Source organism: Citrobacter sp. S39, from assembly GCF_009495675.1.
GTDB lineage: Bacteria > Pseudomonadota > Gammaproteobacteria > Enterobacterales > Enterobacteriaceae > Citrobacter > Citrobacter freundii.
Genome location: NZ_CP045555.1, coordinates 4,764,928 through 4,786,136, shown reverse-complemented (window position 1 = coordinate 4,786,136; position 21,209 = coordinate 4,764,928). Strand labels below are relative to the sequence as shown.

The window sequence follows — 21,209 nt, the reverse complement described above, 5'->3', positions numbered from 1 at the left end:
GTCGTGCGAGTGTCGTTATGCGGCTTCGACTTTACGCACTTTCTCTGGCAGCTTTACCGGCTGAGTCGCCAGCTCCTCGGGTTCAAAGTCATCCACGTTGATACTGCGCAGGCGGCTCGCTTCGGCTTTCACCAGAATCGCGGCTTCATCTTTATCAATCAGCCCTTTCGCCAGCGCATTGTGCGCCAGTTCGTCGAGACGGGTAAATGGCAGGTTTTTACCCAACTCTTTACAGATCCGCTGGTGGATTGGGTCGGCTGCAATCACGTCCAGCAGCGCCTCTTCCAGCAAACCAACCGGATTATGCTCGCTTGGCGTCAGATATTGACCGCGACCAATACGAGAACGAGTAGCGCTCGGAACCTGCAAAATCTTCGCGACTTTATGATCCAATTTGTCAGACGGTGCATGGTAGTGGCGACCGGTAGGGAAGATAACCACATTCAGCAAGCCCGCGACCAGACGGTTCGGGAAGTTCTTCAGCAGATCGTCCATCGCCTGTTCCGCTTTGTACAACGCATCCTGAACGCCCCAGTGAACCAACGGCAGGTCCGCTTCATGACGGCCTTCGTCGTCATAACGCTTCAGCACCGCGGAGGCCAGATACAGCTGACTTAACACATCGCCCAGACGTGCGGAGATACGTTCACGACGCTTCAGACTACCGCCCAGTACAGCCATCGACACATCTGAAAGCAGGGCCAGGTTGGCGCTCAGACGGTTCAGGTGCTGGTAGTAACGTTTGGTCGCATCGCCAGTTGGCGTGCTGCTGGTTAAACCACGCGTCAGGCCAAGCCAGAAGCTACGCACTTTGTTACTGCCGACGTGACCGATGTGTTTGAACAGCAGCTTGTCGAACGCATTCACATCGTTACTCTGTGCCGCAGCCATCTCTTCCAGAACATACGGATGGCAGCGAATCGCACCCTGACCGAAGATCATCATGCTACGGGTCAGAATGTTGGCACCTTCAACGGTAATAGCGATTGGCGCACCTTGATAAGCACGGGCGAGGAAGTTGCTTTCGCCAAGCATAATGCCTTTACCGCCAGTGATATCCATCGCATCGATGATTGACTGCTGTCCGCGGTGGGTGCAGTGATATTTCACGATGGCCGACAACACCGCCGGTTTTTCACCCAGCATAATGCCGTAGGTAATCAGTGATGCTGCAGCGTCCATCACGTAGGCGTTACCGGCAATACGTGCCAACGGCTCTTCAATACCTTCCATCTTGCCGATAGAGATTTTGAACTGGCGACGAATGTGCGCATACGCGCCGGTGGCCATCGCGACCGATTTCACGCCGCCCGTCGAGTTAGATGGCAGGGTAATACCACGTCCCACAGACAGGCATTCCACCAGCATGCGCCAGCCCTGACCGGCCATTTTCGGACCACCGATGATGTAATCAATTGGTACAAACACATCTTTGCCCAGTGTCGGACCGTTCTGGAACGGCACGTTCAGCGGGAAGTGACGACGCCCAATTTGTACACCTGGCGTTGAGGTTGGGATCAGCGCACAGGTAATGCCAAGATCTTCTTCGCCACCCAGCAGTTTTTCCGGGTCGGAGAGTTTAAATGCCAGACCCAGCACGGTAGCGATAGGCGCCAGCGTGATATAGCGTTTGTTCCAGGTCAGGCGCATACCCAGCACCTGCTGGCCCTGCCAGTCGCCCATACAAACCACGCCGGTATCAGGGATCGCGCCTGCGTCGGAGCCGGCTTCCGGGCTGGTCAGAGCAAAGCATGGGATCTCCTGACCGCGAGCCAGACGTGGCAGATAATGATTTTTCTGCTCTTCGGTGCCGTAATGTTGCAGCAGTTCGCCTGGGCCTAATGAGTTAGGCACGCCAACGGTGATCGCCAGGATCCCGGAAACGCCGGAGAGTTTCTGTAGAACGCGAGCCTGAGCATATGCTGAGAATTCCAGCCCGCCGTACTCTTTCTTAATGATCATCGCGAAGAAGCGGTGTTCTTTCAGATATGCCCACAGTTCCGGAGGCAGATCCGCGAGTTCGTGAGTGATCTGAAAGTCGTTCGCCATGCGGCACGCTTCTTCCACTGGACCATCAATAAACGCTTGCTCTTCAGCAGTCAGATGCGGCTGAGGATAGTTATGCAGTTTTTTCCAGTCAGGCTTGCCCTGGAACAGGTCACCTTCCCACCAGGTCGTACCGGCATCAATCGCTTCTTTCTCAGTACGCGACATCGGCGGCATGACTTTACGGAAACCGCGGAACACCGGTGCAGAGATCATAGATTTGCGCATCGGCGTAAAGTTAAACGGTACGAGAATAATGGCCAGAGGAACCAGCAGCCAGACTGACCACAGGCCAGCCACGCCAAGCGCGGCCGTCCAGGCGAGCAAAATTAAGCTGCTGAGGAATAAGCTCACGCGGTGATAAAACAGAACGCTGAGCAGAACAACCGTAGCGATAATACTCAAAATCATCATAACGAAAAGCTCCCTTGCTTGTAGGAGGTCTGACCACTTGTGATGATATGGTTGTAGTGGATGTAAATTCTTTTAGCAATGTGTTTACAAAATAATTACAACAAAGCTCACATTGTTGCTGTTTTAACCGGCACAAAAAATCAAAAGCCGTAGCCATTCCTGTGGCTTGTACTTCTCGCTGGTAGCGCTATCCGGTACACTGCACCTTGTCATTTACATTCATGCTGAAGGATATCCTCATGTACCAGGATCTTATTCGTAACGAACTGAGCGAAGCGGCGGAAACGCTGGCTAATTTTCTTAAAGATGACGCCAATATTCACGCCATTCAGCGCGCGGCGGTCCTGTTGGCAGACAGCTTTAAAGCCGGCGGTAAGGTACTTTCTTGCGGTAACGGCGGTTCCCATTGCGACGCGATGCACTTTGCCGAAGAGCTGACCGGACGCTATCGTGAAAACCGTCCTGGTTACCCTGCTATCGCTATCTCTGACGTCAGCCATATCTCCTGCGTCAGCAACGATTTCGGTTACGATTATGTGTTCTCTCGCTACGTAGAAGCCGTGGGTCGTGAGGGAGATGTCCTGTTAGGCATCTCGACTTCGGGTAATTCCGGTAACGTAATTAAAGCGATTGCCGCAGCGCGTGAGAAAGGGATGAAAGTTATCACCCTGACCGGTAAAGATGGCGGCAAAATGGCGGGCAGCGCGGATATCGAAATTCGCGTGCCGCACTTTGGCTACGCTGATCGTATTCAGGAAATTCATATCAAAGTGATTCATATCCTGATCCAGTTGATCGAAAAAGAGATGGTTAAACCATAAGAAGACGATTGCCGGATGGTGGCTGAAGCCGTATCCGGCCTACATGAGCGCCACGTAGGCCTGATAAGCGCAGCGCCATCAGGCAGTTCACGGTTTTAAGGTAGGTGATGTATGTGCGAACTGCTCGGGATGAGCGCCAATGTGCCAACCGATATCTGCTTTAGCTTCACCGGGCTGGTCCAGCGCGGCGGAGGGACCGGGCCGCACAAAGACGGCTGGGGTATTACGTTTTATGAAGGTAAGGGCTGCCGTACGTTTAAAGATCCGCAACCCAGCTTTAATTCGCCTATCGCCAAACTGGTACAAGACTATCCCATCAAATCCTGTTCCGTGATTGCCCATATTCGTCAGGCGAATCGTGGAGAAGTAGCGCTGGAAAATACCCATCCATTTACCCGTGAACTATGGGGACGTAACTGGACGTATGCCCATAACGGGCAACTCAGCGGTTATAAATCACTGGAGACCGGTAATTTCCGCCCGGTCGGTGAAACCGACAGCGAAAAAGCCTTCTGCTGGCTGCTCCACAAGCTGACGGAGCGTTATCCGCGCACGCCTGGCAATATGACGGCGGTGTTTAAATATATCGCGATGCTGGCAGGAGAACTGCGGGAGAAGGGCGTCTTCAACATGCTGTTGTCTGACGGACGTTATGTGATGGCCTTCTGCTCGACCAATTTGTTTTGGATCACGCGGCGTGCGCCGTTTGGCGTGGCGACATTGCTGGATCAGGATGTGGAGATTGATTTTAGCTCAGAGACCACACCCAATGATGTGGTCACCGTGATTGCCACTCAACCGTTAACCGGCAATGAAACCTGGCAAAAGATTATGCCAGGCGAGTGGGCATTATTTTGTCTCGGGGAGCGCGTAGTTTGATGCCAGTTGCGGCTGAACCACTTCGTGACTCAACGGCTTGCTGACGACGTAACGGCCATCGACGACGGAAACGGTCGGTGGCTTACGCGTTTGTTCGAAGTAATCGTATCCCGGTTTTAGCTGCGACCAGAACTCTTTGTAATACGAGAACTTATGGCGCTGCATGTTGGCATCGGTCATGCGGAACGGGTAAATGCTAACCTGTACGCTGGACTGCCCGAACACCAGCGCGCCGGTGACAAACTGGAAAATCTCATCAATGCCGTTGTCGGTCATCGCATAGCAGCCGACGGAAACGCAGGCGCCGTGGATCATCAGGTATTTACCTTCATAACCGTGGGCGCGATCGTAGGCATTAGGGAAACCAATGTTAATCGCTTTATAGAAGCGGCTATCCGGTTTCAGCTGTCCACGCTGAACGCTGTAAAATCCTTCCGGACTTTTGAAATCACCCTGACGCTGTTTCGGCCCTAAGCCACCGGAATAATTACAGATCTTATAACTGTCGAGCAATTGATACTGTTCGCCCATCTTGACGTACAGATCCAACGTTCGCTCTTCTTTGAAGATCTGGATATAAACGGGGGAGCCCATTAATTGCTGCTTATATTCTTTGCTGACAGGCGTAGTCGGGCTGCTGCTGCTCAGCAAACCGGCAAATGAAACGCACGGCAATAAAAGCATCGCAAGAAAAAATGCGATTTTACGCATACTGCTTATTCCTTGATAAAACGATCACACACGCCAGGACGGCAAAAGAGTCCCCAAATCGGATAAATCTGGATCTGGAGCGCTCACATTATCACCCAGAGAGTTTTTCGCAAGTCTCTCTTGCTGCGTTTACACTTTAGATTTTCTTTATACGGATAATTGTGCTTAAAGTCTGTCAGACACTGGCGTATTTTGCGGGTGAGCGACCGTCATTGAGCCCTATTAGTGCAAAATTCCTAATGTATTGAATTTAAAAAATTAATACTTTAATAATCAAATATTAAAATGGAATACCCGGTAATAGCGGTAGACTGCGCGGAACGTGTTTGATTAGGTATTTTTGTTTTCATGTCTTTTGTCCCTGCACCCCGACGCTTTTTGCCGGGTCTGCTGTCTTTGTGTGTTGTATTGTCCTCACCGTCTGTCGCCAAAGTTCAGCCCCTCTTATCTGACGCCCATGTAAGCTATGCGGCGCAAATTCGCATGCGTAATCGTGCCCGGCTGCTGAAGCAGTATCACGCACAGGTAAAAAAGCAGGCAAGCTACGTGGTGGAAGGCAACGCAGAAAGTAAAAGCGCGCTGCGCCAGCAGAACCGGGCGCTGATTAAACAGCACCCGGAGTGGTTCCCTGGCCCACTAAAAGCCAGCGACCATCGCTGGCAGGAACTGGCTGAGAATGATCATTTTCTCAGTAGCGATCATCTACACAATATCACTGAAGTGGCCATCCACCGACTTGAGCAACAGCTCGGTAAACCCTATTTGTGGGGCGGTACCGATCCGGATGAAGGGTTTGACTGTAGCGGGCTGATTTTTTATGCCTACAACAAAATCCTGGCGGCAAAATTGCCCCGGACAGCGAATGAAATGTATCACTATCGACGGGCTACTATTGTCGCTAACCGCGATCTTCGCCGTGGTGATTTAGTGTTCTTTCATATTCACAGCCGGGATATTGCCGATCATATGGGCGTCTATTTGGGGCAGGGACAATTTATTGAATCACCACGGACAGGAGAAACAATTCGGGTGAGCAATTTATCCGATGACTTCTGGCAGGATCATTATCTAGGCGCTCGTCGTATTCTTACGGAAAATACGATTCTGTAATCAAAAAGGCGGTGTAATGACACCGCCTCGGCAGGCGTTAACTTAACGCCCCCATGATCTTTAATTCCAGTTCATCCGGAACTTCGTTATAAGACAACACCTGTAGGCCCGGGGCAAACAGGCGCGCATAGCGCGCGAGCAAAGGACGTAACTGCGGCGCGACCAGCAGCACAGGCTCTTTCCCCGCCGCTTTCATCTGTTCTTTTATCTGCGGCATATTGGTCTGAAACTGATTCAGCATATTGGGATCGACCGGCACGCTATCCAGCACCACTTTTCCACTTTGCTGAGCCTGATTCACCACATTCGCCAGCAGATTCTCCAGTTCACTGTTCAGCGTATATACGGCCAGCTCATCTTTGCGCACAAACGGGTGGGTAATGCTGCGACGGAGCGCCAGACGCACATCCGCCGTTAACAAAATATGATCTTTGGTCACGGTGCTACTGGCGACAAGTACGGTGGCTATGGTGACGATATCGCGCAATGACACACCTTCGATAAGCAGCGCCCGGTACACTTTCAAGAGCTGGCTGTAATTCAGCGCTGCGCTCAAATCTTCCGCCAGACGTGGCGCCATAGAAGAGAGGCGGTTATGCAACTGCGTAATGTCATCGTAATTAAACAGCTCTGGAATATAGTTACGAATGATCTTATTCACATGCGTCGCAATGACGCTGGCACTATCAATAACCTGGTACCCCATATTTAACGCTTTAGCTTTTTGCGCCGGAACAATCCAGGTGACCGGCATACCATAGGCCGGATCGTGGCCTAAAACACCGTCGATCTCGCCATAGGTTTCACTGGAGGGCAGCGCCATCAGCTTATCTGCGGGAATATCGGCTTCATCGGCCTTGATCCCATTGATAAAAATGGCGTACTGGGTCGGTTTAAGGCGGAAGTTTTCGCGGATGCGAATTTCCGGCAGCAGTACGCCGTTCGTGTCTGAGATCACCTGTCGCACACCGCGAATGCGTTGAGTGAGCGGATTCCCTTTGGATTTATCGACCAACGACACCAGCTTATATCCCAGGCTCAGGCTGATAGGTTCTATTAAGGGGATAGTTTCCCAACTGACCTGTTGCTCGGTGGTTTCAGCGATGGTTTTGGTCAGCGTTTCGAGATTTTTCTCTTCGGTCTCAGCCACCTTCGGTCGCTTGCTCATGCGCCAGGCGGTGAATCCCAGCAGGGCGCTGAAAATCAGGAAGGGGAAATGCGGCATCCCCGGCACCACTGCCAGCACAAACATAATGCTGGTGGCGGTATAAAGCACGGAGGGGCTGGCCAGCAGTTGGCTACGTACGTCCGTGGCAATATCGCCGCTGTCGCTTACGCGGGTGACGATGATCGCTGCTGCTGTCGACAACAGCAGAGAAGGGATCTGGGCGACCAGGCCGTCACCGATGGTCATCAGTACGTATTGCTGGAAGGCGGCTTCGGCGCTTAAATCGTATTTAAAGATCCCGATACAGACGCCGCCGATCAGGTTGATAGCCAGGATCATCATCCCGGCGATGGCATCGCCGCGCACGAACTTTGACGCACCATCCATCGCGCCATAGAAATCCGCTTCGCCCGCTTCGCCCGCTACGTCTTTACGTCGCGCTTGCGCCTGCGCCTGATTAATCAGTCCTGCGTTCAGATCGGCGTCGATCGCCATCTGCTTACCGGGCATGGCGTCCAGCGTAAAGCGGGCAGAAACTTCGGAGATACGCTCCGCACCTTTGGTCACCACGATAAAGTTAATTGTGAACAGCGTCAGCAAGGCTGACCGAGAAAATATTGTGGCGGCGCTGCACGGCCAGTCAATCTTTAACGGTGGCGGTATGGCACCTTTAAACAAGCTGGGCAAGCAGCCGATAGCGCCGGGTGCGCAGAAGAAAAACGTCACGCGCAACAAGCTGGATAAAACGGTTACCCCGCAAGAGACGGCGAAGATCACAGAAGATAACGCCAAAAAAGCGCTGGATGTAAATGAAAAAGCGGTGTTGCTGAAGCAAAAATCAGCGCGTGAATTGGGCGAGCTGGCGACCGATATTAACGTCATTGCCCGCAACGCACATATGGAAACCAACCTCGAGATGGAGATTGTTCCTCAGGGGTTGCGCGTACTGATTAAAGATGACCAGAACCGGAATATGTTTGAACGCGGCAGCGCCAAAATTATGCCGTTCTTTAAATCGCTGCTGGTTGAGCTGACCCCCGTGTTTGACTCGCTGGACAACAAGCTCATCATTACCGGACATACGGATGCGATGAGCTATAAGAGCAACATTTACAACAACTGGAACCTCTCCGGCGACCGTGCTTTGTCAGCACGACGCGTGCTGGAAGATGCCGGCATGCCGCAGGATAAAGTCATGCAGGTTAGCGCCATGGCGGACCAAATGCTGCTGGATGCGAAAAACCCGGAAAGCGCAGGCAACCGCCGTATTGAGATCATGGTGTTAACGCAAAGTGCTTCCGATACGCTGTATCAATATTTTGGTCAGCACGGCGAGAAAGTGGTTCAGCCACTGGTTGATAAGCTGGACAAACAAAAGCAGGTGACTTCTTTACGTCAGCCCTCTGCTCCCGTCACGCATTAATTCTGTTCTCTGCCCCCCACGCAACGTGGGGGAAAATTATCCCTCAGGAAGGTCATGTGATAGATGTAACCCATATTATTCCATTGGATATTCATACTGATAACGTCACCGATGTGGCTTGTCAGGGGGCGCATTTCGACCCGGTTTCAGGTATCTGGTACACCGAACCTCATGAGTTAAATGAGACGCTGCGCGAGCATGTTTACGCGACGGACAATTTTAATATTGTGGCTCCTTATTACCTGGTTATTACGTCGAAAATGCAATGCTGGAATTGCCATCAGCCCACGCATATTCATGGTGTGATGTTTACCCGGTTTATCAAACAAAATCAGGATGATAAAAGATGGGTGTCCGTGCGGCGCAATACATTTTTGTTCCATATCAACACGCTGCCGGAAGAGATAAAAAAGAACATCAAAGCCAGCAATTACTACCTGGATAAAAGTAAAACGACCGGGCTACGTTATTGGATGAACCACTGTGAAATCTGTGGAGAGCGCCTGGGTGATTACGAGTTGTTCTGTGTCGAAGATGATGCTTTTCGTCTGATGACGATTGAAAAAATTTTGCGGGCAAATGTGCGCAAAGTGAATAAGTTGTTTGTCAGTACGGCAGGAAATCCCGCCGACCATGCGCCAAAAGACATTGTGCGTTATCTGTGTGATGCGCGCTTTGTGATGAATGGACCCGCATTGACGTAGCAAAGGTACAGGCTTCTCATATCGTAAAAATACTGTATACTTAAACAGTGTTATGAGAGGTGAGTCATGCGCAAAATCATACATGTCGATATGGACTGCTTTTTCGCGGCGGTGGAAATGCGCGACAACCCCGCCTTGCGTGATATTCCCATTGCTATCGGCGGCAGTCGTGAACGCCGGGGGGTTATCAGCACGGCCAATTATCCGGCGCGTAAATTTGGCGTACGCAGCGCAATGCCAACCGGAATGGCGTTAAAGCTGTGCCCGCATCTCACGTTATTGCCAGGCCGATACGAGGCTTATAAAGAAGCCTCCCGCCAGATTCAGGCTATTTTCTCCCGTTATACCTCGCTGATAGAACCGCTTTCGCTGGATGAAGCCTATCTGGATGTGACTGACAGCACTCACTGCCATGGCTCAGCTACGCTGATTGCTCAGGAGATCCGCCAGACAATTTTTACCGAGCTACAGTTAACCGCCTCTGCCGGAATTGCGCCGGTCAAATTTCTGGCAAAAATAGCCTCCGATCTCAACAAACCCAATGGGCAATATGTGATTACCCCTGCCGATGTTCCTGAATTTCTCAGAACATTACCGTTAGGCAAAATTCCCGGCGTTGGCAAAGTCTCTGCCGCTAAGCTGGAAGCGATGGGGTTGCGAACCTGCGAGGATGTTCAGAAATACGACCTGGCCATGTTGCTCAAACGTTTTGGTAAGTTTGGTCGCGTGTTGTGGGAACGTAGCCAGGGCATTGATGAGCGCGACGTCAACAATGACAGACTGCGCAAATCAGTCGGCGTCGAGCGTACTTTGGCAGAAGATATTCATGAGTGGGCTGAATGTGAGGAGATTATTGAGCGGCTATATCCCGAACTGGAACGACGTCTGGCCAAGGTAAAACCGGATCTGTTGATCGCCCGGCAGGGAGTAAAACTCAAGTTTAATGATTTTCAGCAAACCACGCAGGAGCACGTCTGGCCGCGCTTAAGTAAAGATGACTTAATTGCGACGGCGCGCAAAACATGGAATGAACGTCGGGGAGGGCGGGGCGTAAGGCTGGTGGGATTACACGTCACGCTGCTGGATCCACAGCTGGAAAGGCAACTACTGTTGGGGCTGTGATGTTGATGTATTGCCGGATGGCTGCGTAAAAACTATATCCGGCCTACAAATCAGCATGTAGGCCGGATAAGCACAGCGCCATCCGGCGTTTAGCGCAGACTTACTTCGCCGGAATAGACTTCAGCAGTTCAGTCAGCAGCGTCCAGTAATGGCCGACGCTTTCGATATGAACCTGTTCATCCGGGGAGTGTGGACCGGTGATGGTTGGCCCGATGGAAACCATGTCCATATCTGGATACGGTTTCTTGAACAGACCACATTCCAGACCGGCGTGGATGATTTGGATGTTAGGCGTTTTGTTGAACAGACGCTGATAGGTTTCACGAACCAGGTGCATAACCGGAGAGTTGGCATCCGGCTGCCAGCCAGGGTATCCGCCTTTTGCCTGGGTTTTCGCGCCAGCCAGTTTACCCAGTGAATCCAGCATGCTCACCACGTAGTCTTTACCGCTGTCGATCAGAGAACGGATGAGGCAGTGAATTTCAACGTTGTCGTCAGTCATGGTTACAACGCCGACGTTCAGGGAAGTTTCTACCACGCCTTTGGCGACGTCGGAGTTGCGGATAACACCGTTCGGGGTGGCGTTCAGCAGACGCACAAAGCTGTCACGAGACTCAGCGGTCAGCGCGGCTTTGTCTTGAGTAACGGCATCCAGCAGCAGAGCCAGGTTCTTCTCTTTGGCTTCCAGTTCGTTTTTCAGGATTTCCTGATAGGTGTTGACCAGCGCTTTTAACGCATCAACTTTATCTGCAGCCACGGCCAGGGTGGCAAAGGCTTCACGCGGAATTGCGTTACGCAGCGTACCGCCGTTGAAATCAACCAGACGCAGATCCAGCTCTTCAGCGTGGCCCGCCAGGAAGCGTACCAGCAGCTTGTTTGCGTTACCGAGACCCACGTGGATTTCGCCGCCGGAGTGGCCGCCTTTCAGGCCTTTTAACGTCAGCTTAAAGCTCTGGAAGCCTGCAGGGATTGCTTCACGGGACAGCGGCAGGTTAGAGGTAAAGTCGATACCGCCTGCGCAACCCATGTAGATCTCACCTTCTTCTTCTGAGTCGGTGTTGATCAGGATATCTGCCTGCAGCCAGTTAGCCTGCAGACCAAACGCGCCATCCATACCTGCTTCTTCGGTCATGGTCAGCAGCACTTCCAGAGGACCATGTACCACGCTGTCATCAGCCAGAACGGCCAGCGCGGACGCCATACCGATACCGTTATCCGCACCCAGCGTGGTGCCACGGGCTTTTACCCATTCGCCATCAATATAAGGTTGGATAGGATCTTTGGTGAAGTCGTGCACGGTGTCGTTGTTTTTCTGCGGGACCATATCCAGGTGCGCCTGCAGAACGACCGGTTTACGGTTTTCCATGCCTGCGGTAGCGGGTTTGCGAATCAGGATATTACCGACTTGATCGCGCTCGACGTGGAAACCTTTTTCCTGGGCCCAGCTCAGAATGTGTTCAGCGAGCTGCTCTTCATGATAGGACGGATGAGGAATAGAACAGATTTTGGCAAAAATATCCCATAGCGGTTGCGGGGATAATTGAGACAGTTCAGACACGTTGAGTCTCCTTGGCGATGTCCTACAAAACTTGCTTGCAGGCCACGGGGTTAGCAGAATTAAAAACATCACAAGTCAGGCTTGCGCGATGCGATTGAGAATACCACTTTCTCCGCTGACAGCTAGCATAAAGCATGCAAAAAGAGGCGCGGATTCCGCGAAACACTGGTTTTTAGTGCGTCAGATCTCTATAATCTCGCGCAACCTATTTCCCCCTCGAACACTTTTTAAGCCGTAGATAAACAGGCTGGGACACTTCACATGAGCGAAAAATACGTCGTCACCTGGGACATGTTGCAGATCCATGCACGTAAACTGGCAAGCCGCCTGATGCCTTCTGAACAATGGAAAGGCATTATTGCCGTTAGCCGTGGTGGTCTGGTACCGGGCGCATTGCTGGCGCGTGAATTGGGTATTCGTCATGTCGATACCGTATGCATCTCCAGCTACGATCACGACAACCAGCGCGAACTGAAAGTGCTGAAACGTGCCGAAGGCGACGGTGAAGGTTTCATCGTAATCGATGACCTGGTTGACACCGGTGGTACCGCCGTTGCAATCCGCGAAATGTATCCTAAAGCGCATTTCGTTACTATCTTCGCTAAGCCGGCAGGTCGCCCGCTGGTGAATGATTATGTTGTTGATATCCCTCAGGATACCTGGATTGAACAGCCGTGGGATATGGGCGTGGTGTTCGTCCCGCCGATCTCTGGTCGCTAATCTAAAAAGTTTTCAACGCCTGGCAACTGCCGGGCGTTGTTCTTTTTGTGCAGTGTCAGGTTACACTATGCCTTAGTGAGTACTCATGGAGGCTGCAATCATGTCACAGGCTAACCTCAGCGAAGTCCTGTTTAAACCCCGCTTCAAACACCCTGAAACGTCAACGCTGGTTCGTCGTTTTAATCACGGCGCGCAGCCGTCCGTACAATCTGCCCTGGATGGTAAAACCATTCCCCACTGGTATCGCATGGTGAATCGTCTGATGTGGATCTGGCGTGGCGTCGACCCGCGTGAAATCCTTGAGGTGCAGGCACGTATCGTGATGAGCGAAGCCGAGCGTACGGATAAAGAACTCTACGATACGGTTATCGGCTATCGCGGTGGGAACTGGATCTATGAGTGGGCGAAGCAGGCGATGGACTGGCAACAGAAAGCGTCTATGGAAGAGGATCCGCAGGTGAGCGGACGCCACTGGCTGCATGCGTCTACGTTGTACAACATTGCCGCTTACCCACACCTGAAAGGCGATGAGCTGGCAGAACAGGCACAGGCTTTGGCCAATCGCGCCTATGAAGAGGCCGCGCAGCGACTGCCGGGGACGTTGCGCGAGATGGAATTTGCCGTTACTGGCGGCGCGCCAATCACTGGATTCCTGCATATGCCAAAAGGCGACGGTCCGTTCCCGACGGTGCTGATGTGCGGTGGCCTCGATTCCATGCAAACGGATTATTACAGTCTGTATGAGCGCTACTTTGCTCCGCGTGGCATTGCCATGCTGACGCTGGATATGCCGTCGGTTGGGTTCTCATCAAAATGGAAACTGACTCAGGATTCCAGCCTGCTGCATCAGCACGTATTAAAAGCGCTGCCTAATGTTCCCTGGGTGGATCACACTCGCGTGGCGGCCTTTGGTTTCCGCTTTGGCGCTAACGTAGCGGTACGTCTGGCATATCTGGAATCATCACGCCTGAAGGCGGTGGCCTGTCTGGGACCAGTGGTTCATGCGCTGCTCAGTGACCCGCAACGTCAGGCGAGCGTCCCGGAAATGTATCTTGATGTACTGGCTAGCCGCCTGGGGATGCATGACGCCTCCGATGAAGCGCTGCGCGTTGAGCTTAATCGCTATTCATTAAAAGTGCAGGGCCTGCTGGGGCGACGCTGCCCGACGCCAATGCTTTCGGGGTTCTGGAAGAACGACCCGTTTAGCCCGGAAGAAGAGTCACGTTTAATCACATCTTCATCCTCAGACGGTAAGCTACTGGAGATCCCCTTCAATCCGGTGTATCGCAATTTTGACAAAGGGTTGCAGGAAATAACCAGTTGGATCAATCAGAGATTGTGTTAAAAGTTTGCTAAATTTTATCGATTTGGTAAAACAGGTGCTTCACCTAAGGAGATCGTAATGACGTTACCGAGTGGGCATCCGAAAAGTAGATTGATCAAGAAATTCACCGCGCTTGGCCCGTACATCCGGGAAGGGCAGTGCGAAGATAATCGATTTTTTTTCGATTGTCTGGCTGTTTGCGTCAACGTGAAACCCGCCCCTGAGAAACGCGAGTTCTGGGGCTGGTGGATGGAACTGGAGGCGCAGGAAAAACGCTTCACGTATAGTTATCAGTTTGGTTTGTTTGATAAAGACGGTAACTGGACTGCGGTGCCGGTGAAAGAGACTGAAGTGGTAGAGCGACTGGAATACACCTTACGTGAATTCCATGAAAAATTACTTGGCTTGTTAACGACGCTGAATCTGGCGCTGGAACCTGCTGACGACTTTAAGGATGAACCGGTTAAGTTAACGGCATAATGAACAGTGAAAAGCCGGATGGCGGCGCAACCCCATCCGGCTTTTTTATGCTATATCAAAACTGGTAGACCATACCGACTGCAACGATATTATCATCGTTGATGCCCAGCTTATTATCGCTATCGAGCTGGTTGATTTTATAATCGACAAACGCGGACATATTTTTGTTGAAATAGTACGTTGCGCCGAGATCAATATAATTCACCAGATCCTCATTGCCGACGCCTTCAATATCTTTCCCTTTAGACAGCACATAACCCAGTGACGGACGCAGACCAAAGTCAAACTGGTACTGAACGACCGCTTCGAAGTTCTGTGTTTTATTAGCAAAGCCACCGGAAATTGGCGTCATATTGCGCGTTTCAGAATAGAACGTTGCAATATAAATATCGTTAGCATCATATTTTAAGCCAGTAGCCCAGGCTTCTGCTTTATCGCCTGTACCGCGAGTTTGCAGATTCTGCTGGTTAGTACGATCGGAGTTGGTATAAGCGCCGCTCACCGCAAAATCGCTGCCGCCAAAGTCATAGGTAACGGAAGTACCAAAACCGTCGCCATTCTGTTTTTTCACATCGCGGTCCTGGTTTTTACCCTGATATTGCAGGGTCAGATCCAGGCCATCCACGACGCCGAAGAAGTCGGTGTTACGGTAAGTTGCCAGGCCGCTGGCACGTTTGGTCATAAAGTTATCGGTCTGTGCGGAGGAGTCGCCGCCGAATTCCGGGAACATATCGGTCCATGCTTCCACGTCGTACAGCGCACCCAGGTTACGACCATAATCAAACGAGCCAAAATCTTTTAATTTCACACCAGCGAAGGCCAGACGTGTTTTTTGTTGGTTAGAATCGCTTTCAGCTTTATTGCCGGCGAATTCAGCCTCCCAACGACCATAACCGGTCAGTTGATCGTTAATTTGCGTTTCGCCTTTAAAACCTAAACGGATATAGCTTTGGTCACCATCTTTGCTGTCATAATCCGTCATGTAATGCATGGCTTTTACTTTGCCGTATAAGTCCAGCTTATTACCGTTCTTGTTATACACTTCCGCTGCCTGTACGGATGCCGACGCAACAATTCCCATCACCACTAATGCCAGAGTGCTCTTTTTCATTTTCATTCCTGATTAAAAGTACGCGCTAATATTCACTGGGTGTGATCCCCGTTAAAAGACAGGAGGGTTTTTAACGTCTGGCAATGAACGTTTTATGACAAAGTAAGAATATTTTTAAAAAAGGATGTTTTTTTGTTTCTGTAATAAATGCGTCAAAATCTGCCGCTACGCTTGCTGATCCTGCGCAATAAAATTTCATGCTTTGTGCGCTGGTTGTTGGCAACCGGGGCCAGTCCTGCTAAAACGTTCGTTTGATATCATTTTCCCCAATTTTGAATGGCAGAGAATCATGAGTGACAGCCAGACGCTGGTGGTAAAACTTGGCACCAGTGTGTTAACAGGCGGATCCCGCCGCCTGAACCGCGCCCACATCGTAGAACTGGTTCGCCAGTGCGCGCAGCTCCATGCCGCAGGGCATCGTATTGTTATTGTTACCTCAGGCGCGATTGCCGCCGGACGTGAGCATCTTGGTTACCCTGAACTCCCGGCAACGATAGCCTCGAAACAGCTGTTGGCAGCGGTAGGGCAGAGCCGACTGATTCAACTATGGGAACAGCTTTTCTCGATTTACGGTATTCATATCGGGCAGATGCTGCTGACGCGTGCGGATATGGAAGACAGAGAGCGCTTCCTCAATGCCCGCGATACCCTGCGCGCGCTGCTGGATAACAACATCGTTCCGGTCATTAATGAGAACGATGCGGTGGCGACCGCTGAAATTAAAGTGGGTGATAACGACAACCTCTCAGCGCTGGCGGCAATTCTGGCTGGAGCCGATAAGCTGTTGCTGTTGACCGATCAGCAGGGGCTGTTCACCGCCGATCCGCGCACCAATCCGCAGGCGGAGCTGATTAAAGACGTGCACGGTATTGATGATGCGCTGCGCGCCATTGCCGGAGACAGCGTCTCGGGTCTGGGAACCGGCGGGATGGGAACAAAACTGCAGGCCGCCGATGTCGCGTGCCGCGCCGGGATCGACACCATAATTGCCGCAGGCAGCAAACCGGGCGTCATTGGCGACGTGATGGAAGGCGTTTCCGTTGGGACGCGTTTTCATGCTCAGGCATCTCCACTGGAGAACCGTAAACGCTGGATCTTCGGCGCGCCGCCTGCCGGAGAAATTACCGTTGATGAGGGCGCTACCGCAGCGATTCTGGAACGCGGCAGCTCATTACTGCCAAAAGGCATTAAAAGCGTGACAGGCAACTTCTCTCGTGGTGAAGTGATCCGCATCTGCAATCTCGAAGGGCGCGATATTGCCCACGGCGTCACCCGCTATAACAGCGATGCGCTGCGCCGTATTGCCGGACATCACTCACAACAGATCGACACCATCCTGGGCTACGAATACGGCCCGGTTGCTGTCCATCGTGACGACATGATCACCCGTTAAGGAACAGGCATATGCTGGAAAAAATGGGCATTGCTGCCAAAGCCGCGTCATATAAGCTGGCGCTGCTCTCCAGTCGCGAAAAAAATCGCGTACTGGAAACCATTGCTGATGAGCTGGAAGCGCAAACCGAAAGCATCCTCAGCGCGAACGTACAAGATGTTGAGCAGGCGCGAGCCAACGGCCTGAGCGATGCGATGCTCGACCGCCTGGCTCTGACGCCAGCGCGTCTGAAAGCGATTGCTGACGATGTACGCCAGGTGTGTAATCTCGCCGACCCGGTCGGGCAGGTGATTGACGGTGGGCTGCTGGACAGCGGTCTGCGTCTGGAGCGTCGTCGCGTCCCGCTGGGCGTGATTGGCGTAATTTATGAAGCGCGCCCAAACGTCACCGTTGACGTTGCCTCCCTGTGCCTGAAAACCGGCAATGCCGCGATCCTGCGTGGTGGGAAAGAGACCTACCGGACGAACGCCGCCACCGTAGCGGTTATCCAAAAGGCGCTGGAAGCCTGCGGTTTACCCGCGGCTGCCGTACAGTCGATTGATAACCCGGACCGCGCACTGGTCGCTGAGATGCTACGGATGGATAAGTACATCGATATGCTGATCCCTCGCGGTGGCGCGGGCCTGCACAAGCTGTGTCGTGAGCAGTCGACTATCCCGGTCATCACCGGCGGCATTGGCGTATGTCATATCTATGTTGATGATACCGCGGAGATCGCCCCGGCCCTGAAGATTATCGTCAACGCCAAAACCCAGCGTCCGAGCACCTGCAACACCGTAGAAACTCTGCTGGTGCATCAGGATATCGCCGCGCGTTTTCTGCCAGCATTGAGCCAGCAGATGGCACAAAGCGGCGTAACTCTGCACGGAGACGAAATGGCGCTGGCTACATTGAAGGCAGGACCTGCTAATGTGGTTGCGGTGAAAGCTGAAGAGTATGACGACGAGTTTCTGTCGCTGGATTTGAACGTGAAAATCGTCACCAGTCTGGATGATGCCATCGCCCACATCCGCGAGCATGGTACCCAGCATTCCGATGCGATCCTGACGCGTACGCTACGCAACGCCGATCGTTTTGTGAATGAAGTCGATTCTTCCGCTGTGTACGTTAACGCTTCTACGCGTTTTACCGATGGCGGCCAGTTTGGACTGGGTGCGGAAGTGGCGGTAAGTACGCAAAAACTGCACGCGCGTGGCCCAATGGGGCTGGAAGCACTGACTACATACAAATGGGTTGGCTTCGGCGACGACACGATCCGTGCGTAATTGAAAACGGGCGATTCCATAATAGCACTCTGATTTTCAAGGCTATTAAGGCATCGCCCTGTTAATTCTAACCTTCACTCCACTGCCACATTTTTCTATCCTGCGTTTTAACATCATCAGTCTGGTTTTGACCCATGCGTCCCTGTGCCAGAAAGGCGATGTATCACAGAATTTTCCCTGCCAGCATGAATTTTCCTGGTCTTAAGTTCACATATTGTTCCCATGGCCCGATCTATTAGAATCAGTCTCATTTTTATGAGGAGTTGTTGCGTGAAATCGGATATTCACAAACATCGCATTCCTGTAGTGCCGCTCGGCAAGCCGTTTCCCCCCCGCCATTGTTCGCTGTGTCCAAAGGGAGCGGCAATTGATCGTGATAATCAACACCGATTAATAGACAAAAGAAGAAGGTTTAAAGCTGGGGAGATACTCGCCCGGCAGGATGAAGCCGCAAACATGCTTTTTGTTATTCACGAGGGATACTGCAAGTCCAGCGTGGAATGCGGTGATAACGATTTTATCAGTCGCTTTTATGTTCCGGGAGATATCATGGCGCTGGATGCTGTCGAAGGGGGGAAGTACCTGACAACGATTAAGGCGGCAACGGCTGCGGAGGTATGTCATATCGATATTGCGCGGTTGTTCAAAGTAGCAGAAAAGGATCCGTCGGTTGCTGCCGCAGTCATCAAGTTTCTCTGCAGGGACAATGGATTCATTGTTGAAAAACTGCGGCGCTATGCGAATAAACATGCTGAGGCCAGGATCGCTGCTTTTCTGGTGGAGTTTTACGAGATGCATTTACGTATTGGCAGGCCAGAAACGACGCTTCACTTGCCATTCTCCCGGGAGGAAATTGCCAGTTATCTCGACCTTAAAATTGAAACCGTTAGCCGGTCATTTAAATCCCTCGAACAACAAAATTTGATTACCCTACATCGGGTACGAACGGTAACACTTAATAGTTATTTGGGATTAAAAGGTTTCAGCTAAATCTCTCCTGTTGAGCGTTATATAACTCTTGATATTCCAGGAATATTCTTTTTATATGGAAAATTCCTGGTTTTATTTATGTGAAATAATTATCAATTCGAATGCTAATCCTCCAGCTTAGCGATTATTTTATAAGAATATTCCCCCTCATATGAATATTTCATGAGAATTTTCTTGTGAAGTTAAAGAATTAGCATAATTGCAACAAATAATAAGCATTATAGAGAAAATATGGAGGCGTTAATTATCTTTATGTTTTGTAAGGATTTTGCTTAGGTGGTATTTGTATGATCTTTTTGATATTTATCAAAAACATAAAAAAGATGAATTGTTTGGTATTGCTTATTTGTGCGGGTGATAATTCTGAAACAAGGCGCATTTCAAGTAATTCTGTCTTAGGAGACTTCTTAGATAAATTTTTTTGTGGGAAAATTCTTAGTTTTTTGTATTTTTTGCGTTTCAGGGTTTGTTGAGATGTTACTTAATTCAAATGATAATTTTTTGGCGCGGCAATTCTGGCTCGCAACTAATGGAACCGCTGGAGTGACTTAAAAATAAGACTCGGTGGTGAGTTTGTTCTTAGGAGAAGATAAAAATGAAAAAATTATTATTAGTAACCTCTCTGGCTTCTGTATTTGTTGCAGCAAATGCAATGGCAGACGTTACTGCTTCTGCAACTGCCTCGTGGGACGCGACGGCAACAAAAGATACCACCAGTATGTTGGTTGTCACCCCGCTGAACTCTTTGACTTTCCAGTATGCTGAAGGACTGAAAGCCTTCAACTCTCAGGACGGTGCTTTTGATGTGACTATTCAGGGTCAGGAAACGGCAACTGATTTTGAGCTGACTGCTCAGATCATTAGTAACACGCTGACCAACGCCAGTGGCGATGCGTCTACTCTGAACGTAGGGGTGGCATGGAATGGCACCGCGCTGACTAACTCATCAGATACTGTCCTGGTTAACTCCAGCTCGACTTCTGGTCTTGAAAGCCTGATGGCTGATGGCGCTTATAACGGTGCTGCTCGTGTCAGCGATCAATCCAACTTCAAATTCACCATCGCGTCAGCGACTTCTGATGGTAGCCAGGCAGTAACGGATTACTCTGCTCTGCCAGACGGCTATTGGACTGGCGATGTAAAAGTACAGTTTAATGCAACCTGGACGACTCCGTCTGCCTAAGTAATAAAAATTCGGGAGAGTTTTTTCTCCCGAATTTATCAGGAATGGCGTCATGAAAAAATATTTACCGGCAGTGATGTTGGTAGGGTTAGTAGCATCTTTTCCCGGATGGGCAATTAATGTGGGTGAAATCACATCGATAATGACTTCTGCTGAGAGTTCATTATCGAAAGAAATTACTAATACAACTGATGCGGCGCGTTATGTCAGTGTTTCGGTAAAACAATTGTCATCACCTTTGGCGGGGGGAGTCGAAATAAAGCCTGTCAATTCCGGAGAGTTACTTTCTACACCTGCCAATCTTATTCTTCCTGGTCAAGCAAAGGATGTTTTCCGCTTCTTTTATAAAGGACCAGCAGATGATCTCGAACGTTATTATCGTCTGCAATGGATAGATGAGCCGGTCACCGAGAGCGCGGAAACCCGGGCGAATAAAATGGCGGTAGCAACAGCGTCGGCAGAAATTGGCACTATTCTGGTGGTCGCGCCGCGAAAAGAACGTTTTGAATATAGCCGAAATGGCGATGTTATTACCAATACTGGCAATGTTTCGTTTCGTGTGATCGCCTATGGCGCCTGTAAGGATAAGGCTCGCGATCAGGGACGAGGTTGTCGCGAACGCTATTACATTATGCCAGGTACAAAAATAAAACTGCAGTTCACCGACATTAGTAATAGCCGCTCACGCATTGGTATCTGGCACGGTAAGCAGTTTATTACAGTGAAGTGATGGTCAATAGCAGCCATCTGTACGGGATAAATAAAAATACCGGATTGTAAGGATGCA

18 protein-coding genes and 1 pseudogene are annotated in these 21,209 nt (G+C 50.9%); 14 read left to right on the top strand and 5 right to left on the bottom strand.

Annotation, left to right across the window (positions count from 1 at the left end; translation table 11 throughout):
• Positions 1 to 15 precede the first annotated feature (15 nt).
• Positions 16 to 2,460 carry an acyl-CoA dehydrogenase FadE gene (fadE, locus tag GFB57_RS22835; RefSeq protein WP_003031392.1) on the bottom strand — a complete coding sequence of 815 codons (2,445 nt, stop codon included), beginning with the start codon at positions 2,458 to 2,460 and terminating at the stop codon, positions 16 to 18.
• 239 nt (positions 2,461 to 2,699) lie between these two features.
• Between fadE and lpcA the strand changes: the two genes are divergently transcribed.
• Complete coding sequence (lpcA, locus tag GFB57_RS22830; protein WP_003031390.1) at positions 2,700 to 3,281, top strand: D-sedoheptulose 7-phosphate isomerase; 582 nt, start codon at positions 2,700 to 2,702, stop codon at positions 3,279 to 3,281.
• A gap of 111 nt (positions 3,282 to 3,392) precedes the next feature.
• A complete protein-coding gene (locus tag GFB57_RS22825) occupies positions 3,393 to 4,160 on the top strand; it encodes a class II glutamine amidotransferase (RefSeq protein WP_003031388.1) in 768 nt (255 codons plus the stop codon).
• Here GFB57_RS22825 and dpaA read toward each other — a convergent pair.
• Positions 4,131 to 4,871: a peptidoglycan meso-diaminopimelic acid protein amidase gene (gene dpaA, locus GFB57_RS22820; RefSeq protein WP_003031387.1), complete on the bottom strand. Its 741-nt coding sequence runs from the start codon at positions 4,869 to 4,871 to the stop codon at positions 4,131 to 4,133. The two genes, GFB57_RS22825 and dpaA, sit on opposite strands and share 30 nt — an antisense overlap.
• 348 nt (positions 4,872 to 5,219) lie before the next feature.
• Between dpaA and GFB57_RS22815 the strand changes: the two genes are divergently transcribed.
• Complete coding sequence (locus GFB57_RS22815) at positions 5,220 to 5,981, top strand: C40 family peptidase (RefSeq protein WP_008324480.1); 762 nt, start codon at positions 5,220 to 5,222, stop codon at positions 5,979 to 5,981.
• Positions 5,982 to 6,018: 37 nt separating this feature from the next.
• On the opposite strand, the pseudogene GFB57_RS22810 reads toward GFB57_RS22815, so the two are convergent.
• Positions 6,019 to 7,731, bottom strand: a pseudogene (locus GFB57_RS22810) (flagellar biosynthesis protein FlhA); the annotation flags it as partial.
• On the opposite strand from GFB57_RS22810, the gene lafU reads away from it, so the two are divergent.
• From lafU to dinB, 3 genes are all read left to right on the top strand, one after another.
• Positions 7,658 to 8,572 (top strand): putative lateral flagellar export/assembly protein LafU, encoded by a 915-nt coding sequence (gene lafU / locus GFB57_RS22805; RefSeq protein WP_071596408.1) that lies wholly within the window; start codon positions 7,658 to 7,660, stop codon positions 8,570 to 8,572. The pseudogene GFB57_RS22810 and the gene lafU sit on opposite strands and share 74 nt — an antisense overlap.
• A 56-nt stretch (positions 8,573 to 8,628) precedes the next feature.
• A complete protein-coding gene (locus GFB57_RS22800) occupies positions 8,629 to 9,276 on the top strand; it encodes a hypothetical protein (RefSeq protein WP_003031383.1) in 648 nt (215 codons plus the stop codon).
• Positions 9,277 to 9,342: 66 nt separating this feature from the next.
• Complete coding sequence (dinB, locus tag GFB57_RS22795; RefSeq protein WP_003031382.1) at positions 9,343 to 10,398, top strand: DNA polymerase IV; 1,056 nt, start codon at positions 9,343 to 9,345, stop codon at positions 10,396 to 10,398.
• Between the two features lie 100 nt (positions 10,399 to 10,498).
• Here the strand turns inward: dinB and pepD are convergent, their stop codons facing one another.
• The gene (gene pepD / locus GFB57_RS22790) at positions 10,499 to 11,956 is read right to left on the bottom strand and encodes a cytosol nonspecific dipeptidase (protein WP_003031381.1); all 1,458 of its coding nucleotides are present in this window, start codon (positions 11,954 to 11,956) and stop codon (positions 10,499 to 10,501) included.
• A 261-nt stretch (positions 11,957 to 12,217) separates the two neighbouring features.
• On the opposite strand from pepD, the gene gpt reads away from it, so the two are divergent.
• The 3 genes from gpt (at position 12,218) to crl (ending at position 14,480) form a co-directional block, all read left to right on the top strand.
• A complete protein-coding gene (gene gpt / locus GFB57_RS22785) occupies positions 12,218 to 12,676 on the top strand; it encodes a xanthine phosphoribosyltransferase (protein ID WP_003031380.1) in 459 nt (152 codons plus the stop codon).
• 100 nt (positions 12,677 to 12,776) lie between these two features.
• Positions 12,777 to 14,021, top strand: coding sequence for an esterase FrsA (gene frsA / locus GFB57_RS22780; RefSeq protein WP_003031378.1), 1,245 nt, complete (start codon positions 12,777 to 12,779; stop codon positions 14,019 to 14,021).
• A 57-nt stretch (positions 14,022 to 14,078) separates the two neighbouring features.
• On the top strand, positions 14,079 to 14,480 hold the full coding sequence (crl, locus tag GFB57_RS22775; protein ID WP_003031376.1) for a sigma factor-binding protein Crl: 402 nt from the start codon (positions 14,079 to 14,081) through the stop codon (positions 14,478 to 14,480).
• Between the two features lie 55 nt (positions 14,481 to 14,535).
• Here the strand turns inward: crl and phoE are convergent, their stop codons facing one another.
• A complete protein-coding gene (phoE, locus tag GFB57_RS22770) occupies positions 14,536 to 15,591 on the bottom strand; it encodes a phosphoporin PhoE (protein ID WP_003031375.1) in 1,056 nt (351 codons plus the stop codon).
• Between the two features lie 289 nt (positions 15,592 to 15,880).
• Between phoE and proB the strand changes: the two genes are divergently transcribed.
• From proB to GFB57_RS22745, 5 genes are all read left to right on the top strand, one after another.
• Entirely contained in the window at positions 15,881 to 16,984 is a 1,104-nt protein-coding gene (proB, locus tag GFB57_RS22765) for a glutamate 5-kinase (RefSeq protein WP_003031373.1), read from the top strand.
• An 11-nt stretch (positions 16,985 to 16,995) separates the two neighbouring features.
• Positions 16,996 to 18,249: a glutamate-5-semialdehyde dehydrogenase gene (gene proA / locus GFB57_RS22760; protein WP_003031370.1), complete on the top strand. Its 1,254-nt coding sequence runs from the start codon at positions 16,996 to 16,998 to the stop codon at positions 18,247 to 18,249.
• Positions 18,250 to 18,519: 270 nt separating this feature from the next.
• Complete coding sequence (locus GFB57_RS22755) at positions 18,520 to 19,239, top strand: Crp/Fnr family transcriptional regulator (protein WP_003031367.1); 720 nt, start codon at positions 18,520 to 18,522, stop codon at positions 19,237 to 19,239.
• 595 nt (positions 19,240 to 19,834) lie between these two features.
• On the top strand, positions 19,835 to 20,422 hold the full coding sequence (locus tag GFB57_RS22750; RefSeq protein ID WP_003031365.1) for a common pilus major fimbrillin subunit EcpA: 588 nt from the start codon (positions 19,835 to 19,837) through the stop codon (positions 20,420 to 20,422).
• A gap of 52 nt (positions 20,423 to 20,474) precedes the next feature.
• Complete coding sequence (locus tag GFB57_RS22745; RefSeq protein ID WP_003031363.1) at positions 20,475 to 21,152, top strand: hypothetical protein; 678 nt, start codon at positions 20,475 to 20,477, stop codon at positions 21,150 to 21,152.
• Positions 21,153 to 21,209: the final 57 nt, after the last annotated feature.

Excerpts from the sequence above, each read along its gene's own strand:
- GFB57_RS22825 (WP_003031388.1), top strand. The coding sequence starts at position 3,393 with ATGTGCGAACTGCTCGGGATGAGCGCCAATGTGCCAACCGATATCTGC.
- lafU (WP_071596408.1), top strand. The coding sequence starts at position 7,658 with ATGGCGTCCAGCGTAAAGCGGGCAGAAACTTCGGAGATACGCTCCGCA.
- frsA (WP_003031378.1), top strand. The coding sequence starts at position 12,777 with ATGTCACAGGCTAACCTCAGCGAAGTCCTGTTTAAACCCCGCTTCAAA.
- proA (WP_003031370.1), top strand. The coding sequence starts at position 16,996 with ATGCTGGAAAAAATGGGCATTGCTGCCAAAGCCGCGTCATATAAGCTG.
- fadE (WP_003031392.1), bottom strand. The coding sequence starts at position 2,460 with ATGATGATTTTGAGTATTATCGCTACGGTTGTTCTGCTCAGCGTTCTG.
- dpaA (WP_003031387.1), bottom strand. The coding sequence starts at position 4,871 with ATGCGTAAAATCGCATTTTTTCTTGCGATGCTTTTATTGCCGTGCGTT.
- GFB57_RS22745 (WP_003031363.1), top strand. The coding sequence starts at position 20,475 with ATGAAAAAATATTTACCGGCAGTGATGTTGGTAGGGTTAGTAGCATCT.
- gpt (WP_003031380.1), top strand. The coding sequence starts at position 12,218 with ATGAGCGAAAAATACGTCGTCACCTGGGACATGTTGCAGATCCATGCA.
- dinB (WP_003031382.1), top strand. The coding sequence starts at position 9,343 with ATGCGCAAAATCATACATGTCGATATGGACTGCTTTTTCGCGGCGGTG.
- phoE (WP_003031375.1), bottom strand. The coding sequence starts at position 15,591 with ATGAAAAAGAGCACTCTGGCATTAGTGGTGATGGGAATTGTTGCGTCG.
- crl (WP_003031376.1), top strand. The coding sequence starts at position 14,079 with ATGACGTTACCGAGTGGGCATCCGAAAAGTAGATTGATCAAGAAATTC.
- proB (WP_003031373.1), top strand. The coding sequence starts at position 15,881 with ATGAGTGACAGCCAGACGCTGGTGGTAAAACTTGGCACCAGTGTGTTA.
- GFB57_RS22750 (WP_003031365.1), top strand. The coding sequence starts at position 19,835 with ATGAAAAAATTATTATTAGTAACCTCTCTGGCTTCTGTATTTGTTGCA.
- lpcA (WP_003031390.1), top strand. The coding sequence starts at position 2,700 with ATGTACCAGGATCTTATTCGTAACGAACTGAGCGAAGCGGCGGAAACG.
- GFB57_RS22815 (WP_008324480.1), top strand. The coding sequence starts at position 5,220 with ATGTCTTTTGTCCCTGCACCCCGACGCTTTTTGCCGGGTCTGCTGTCT.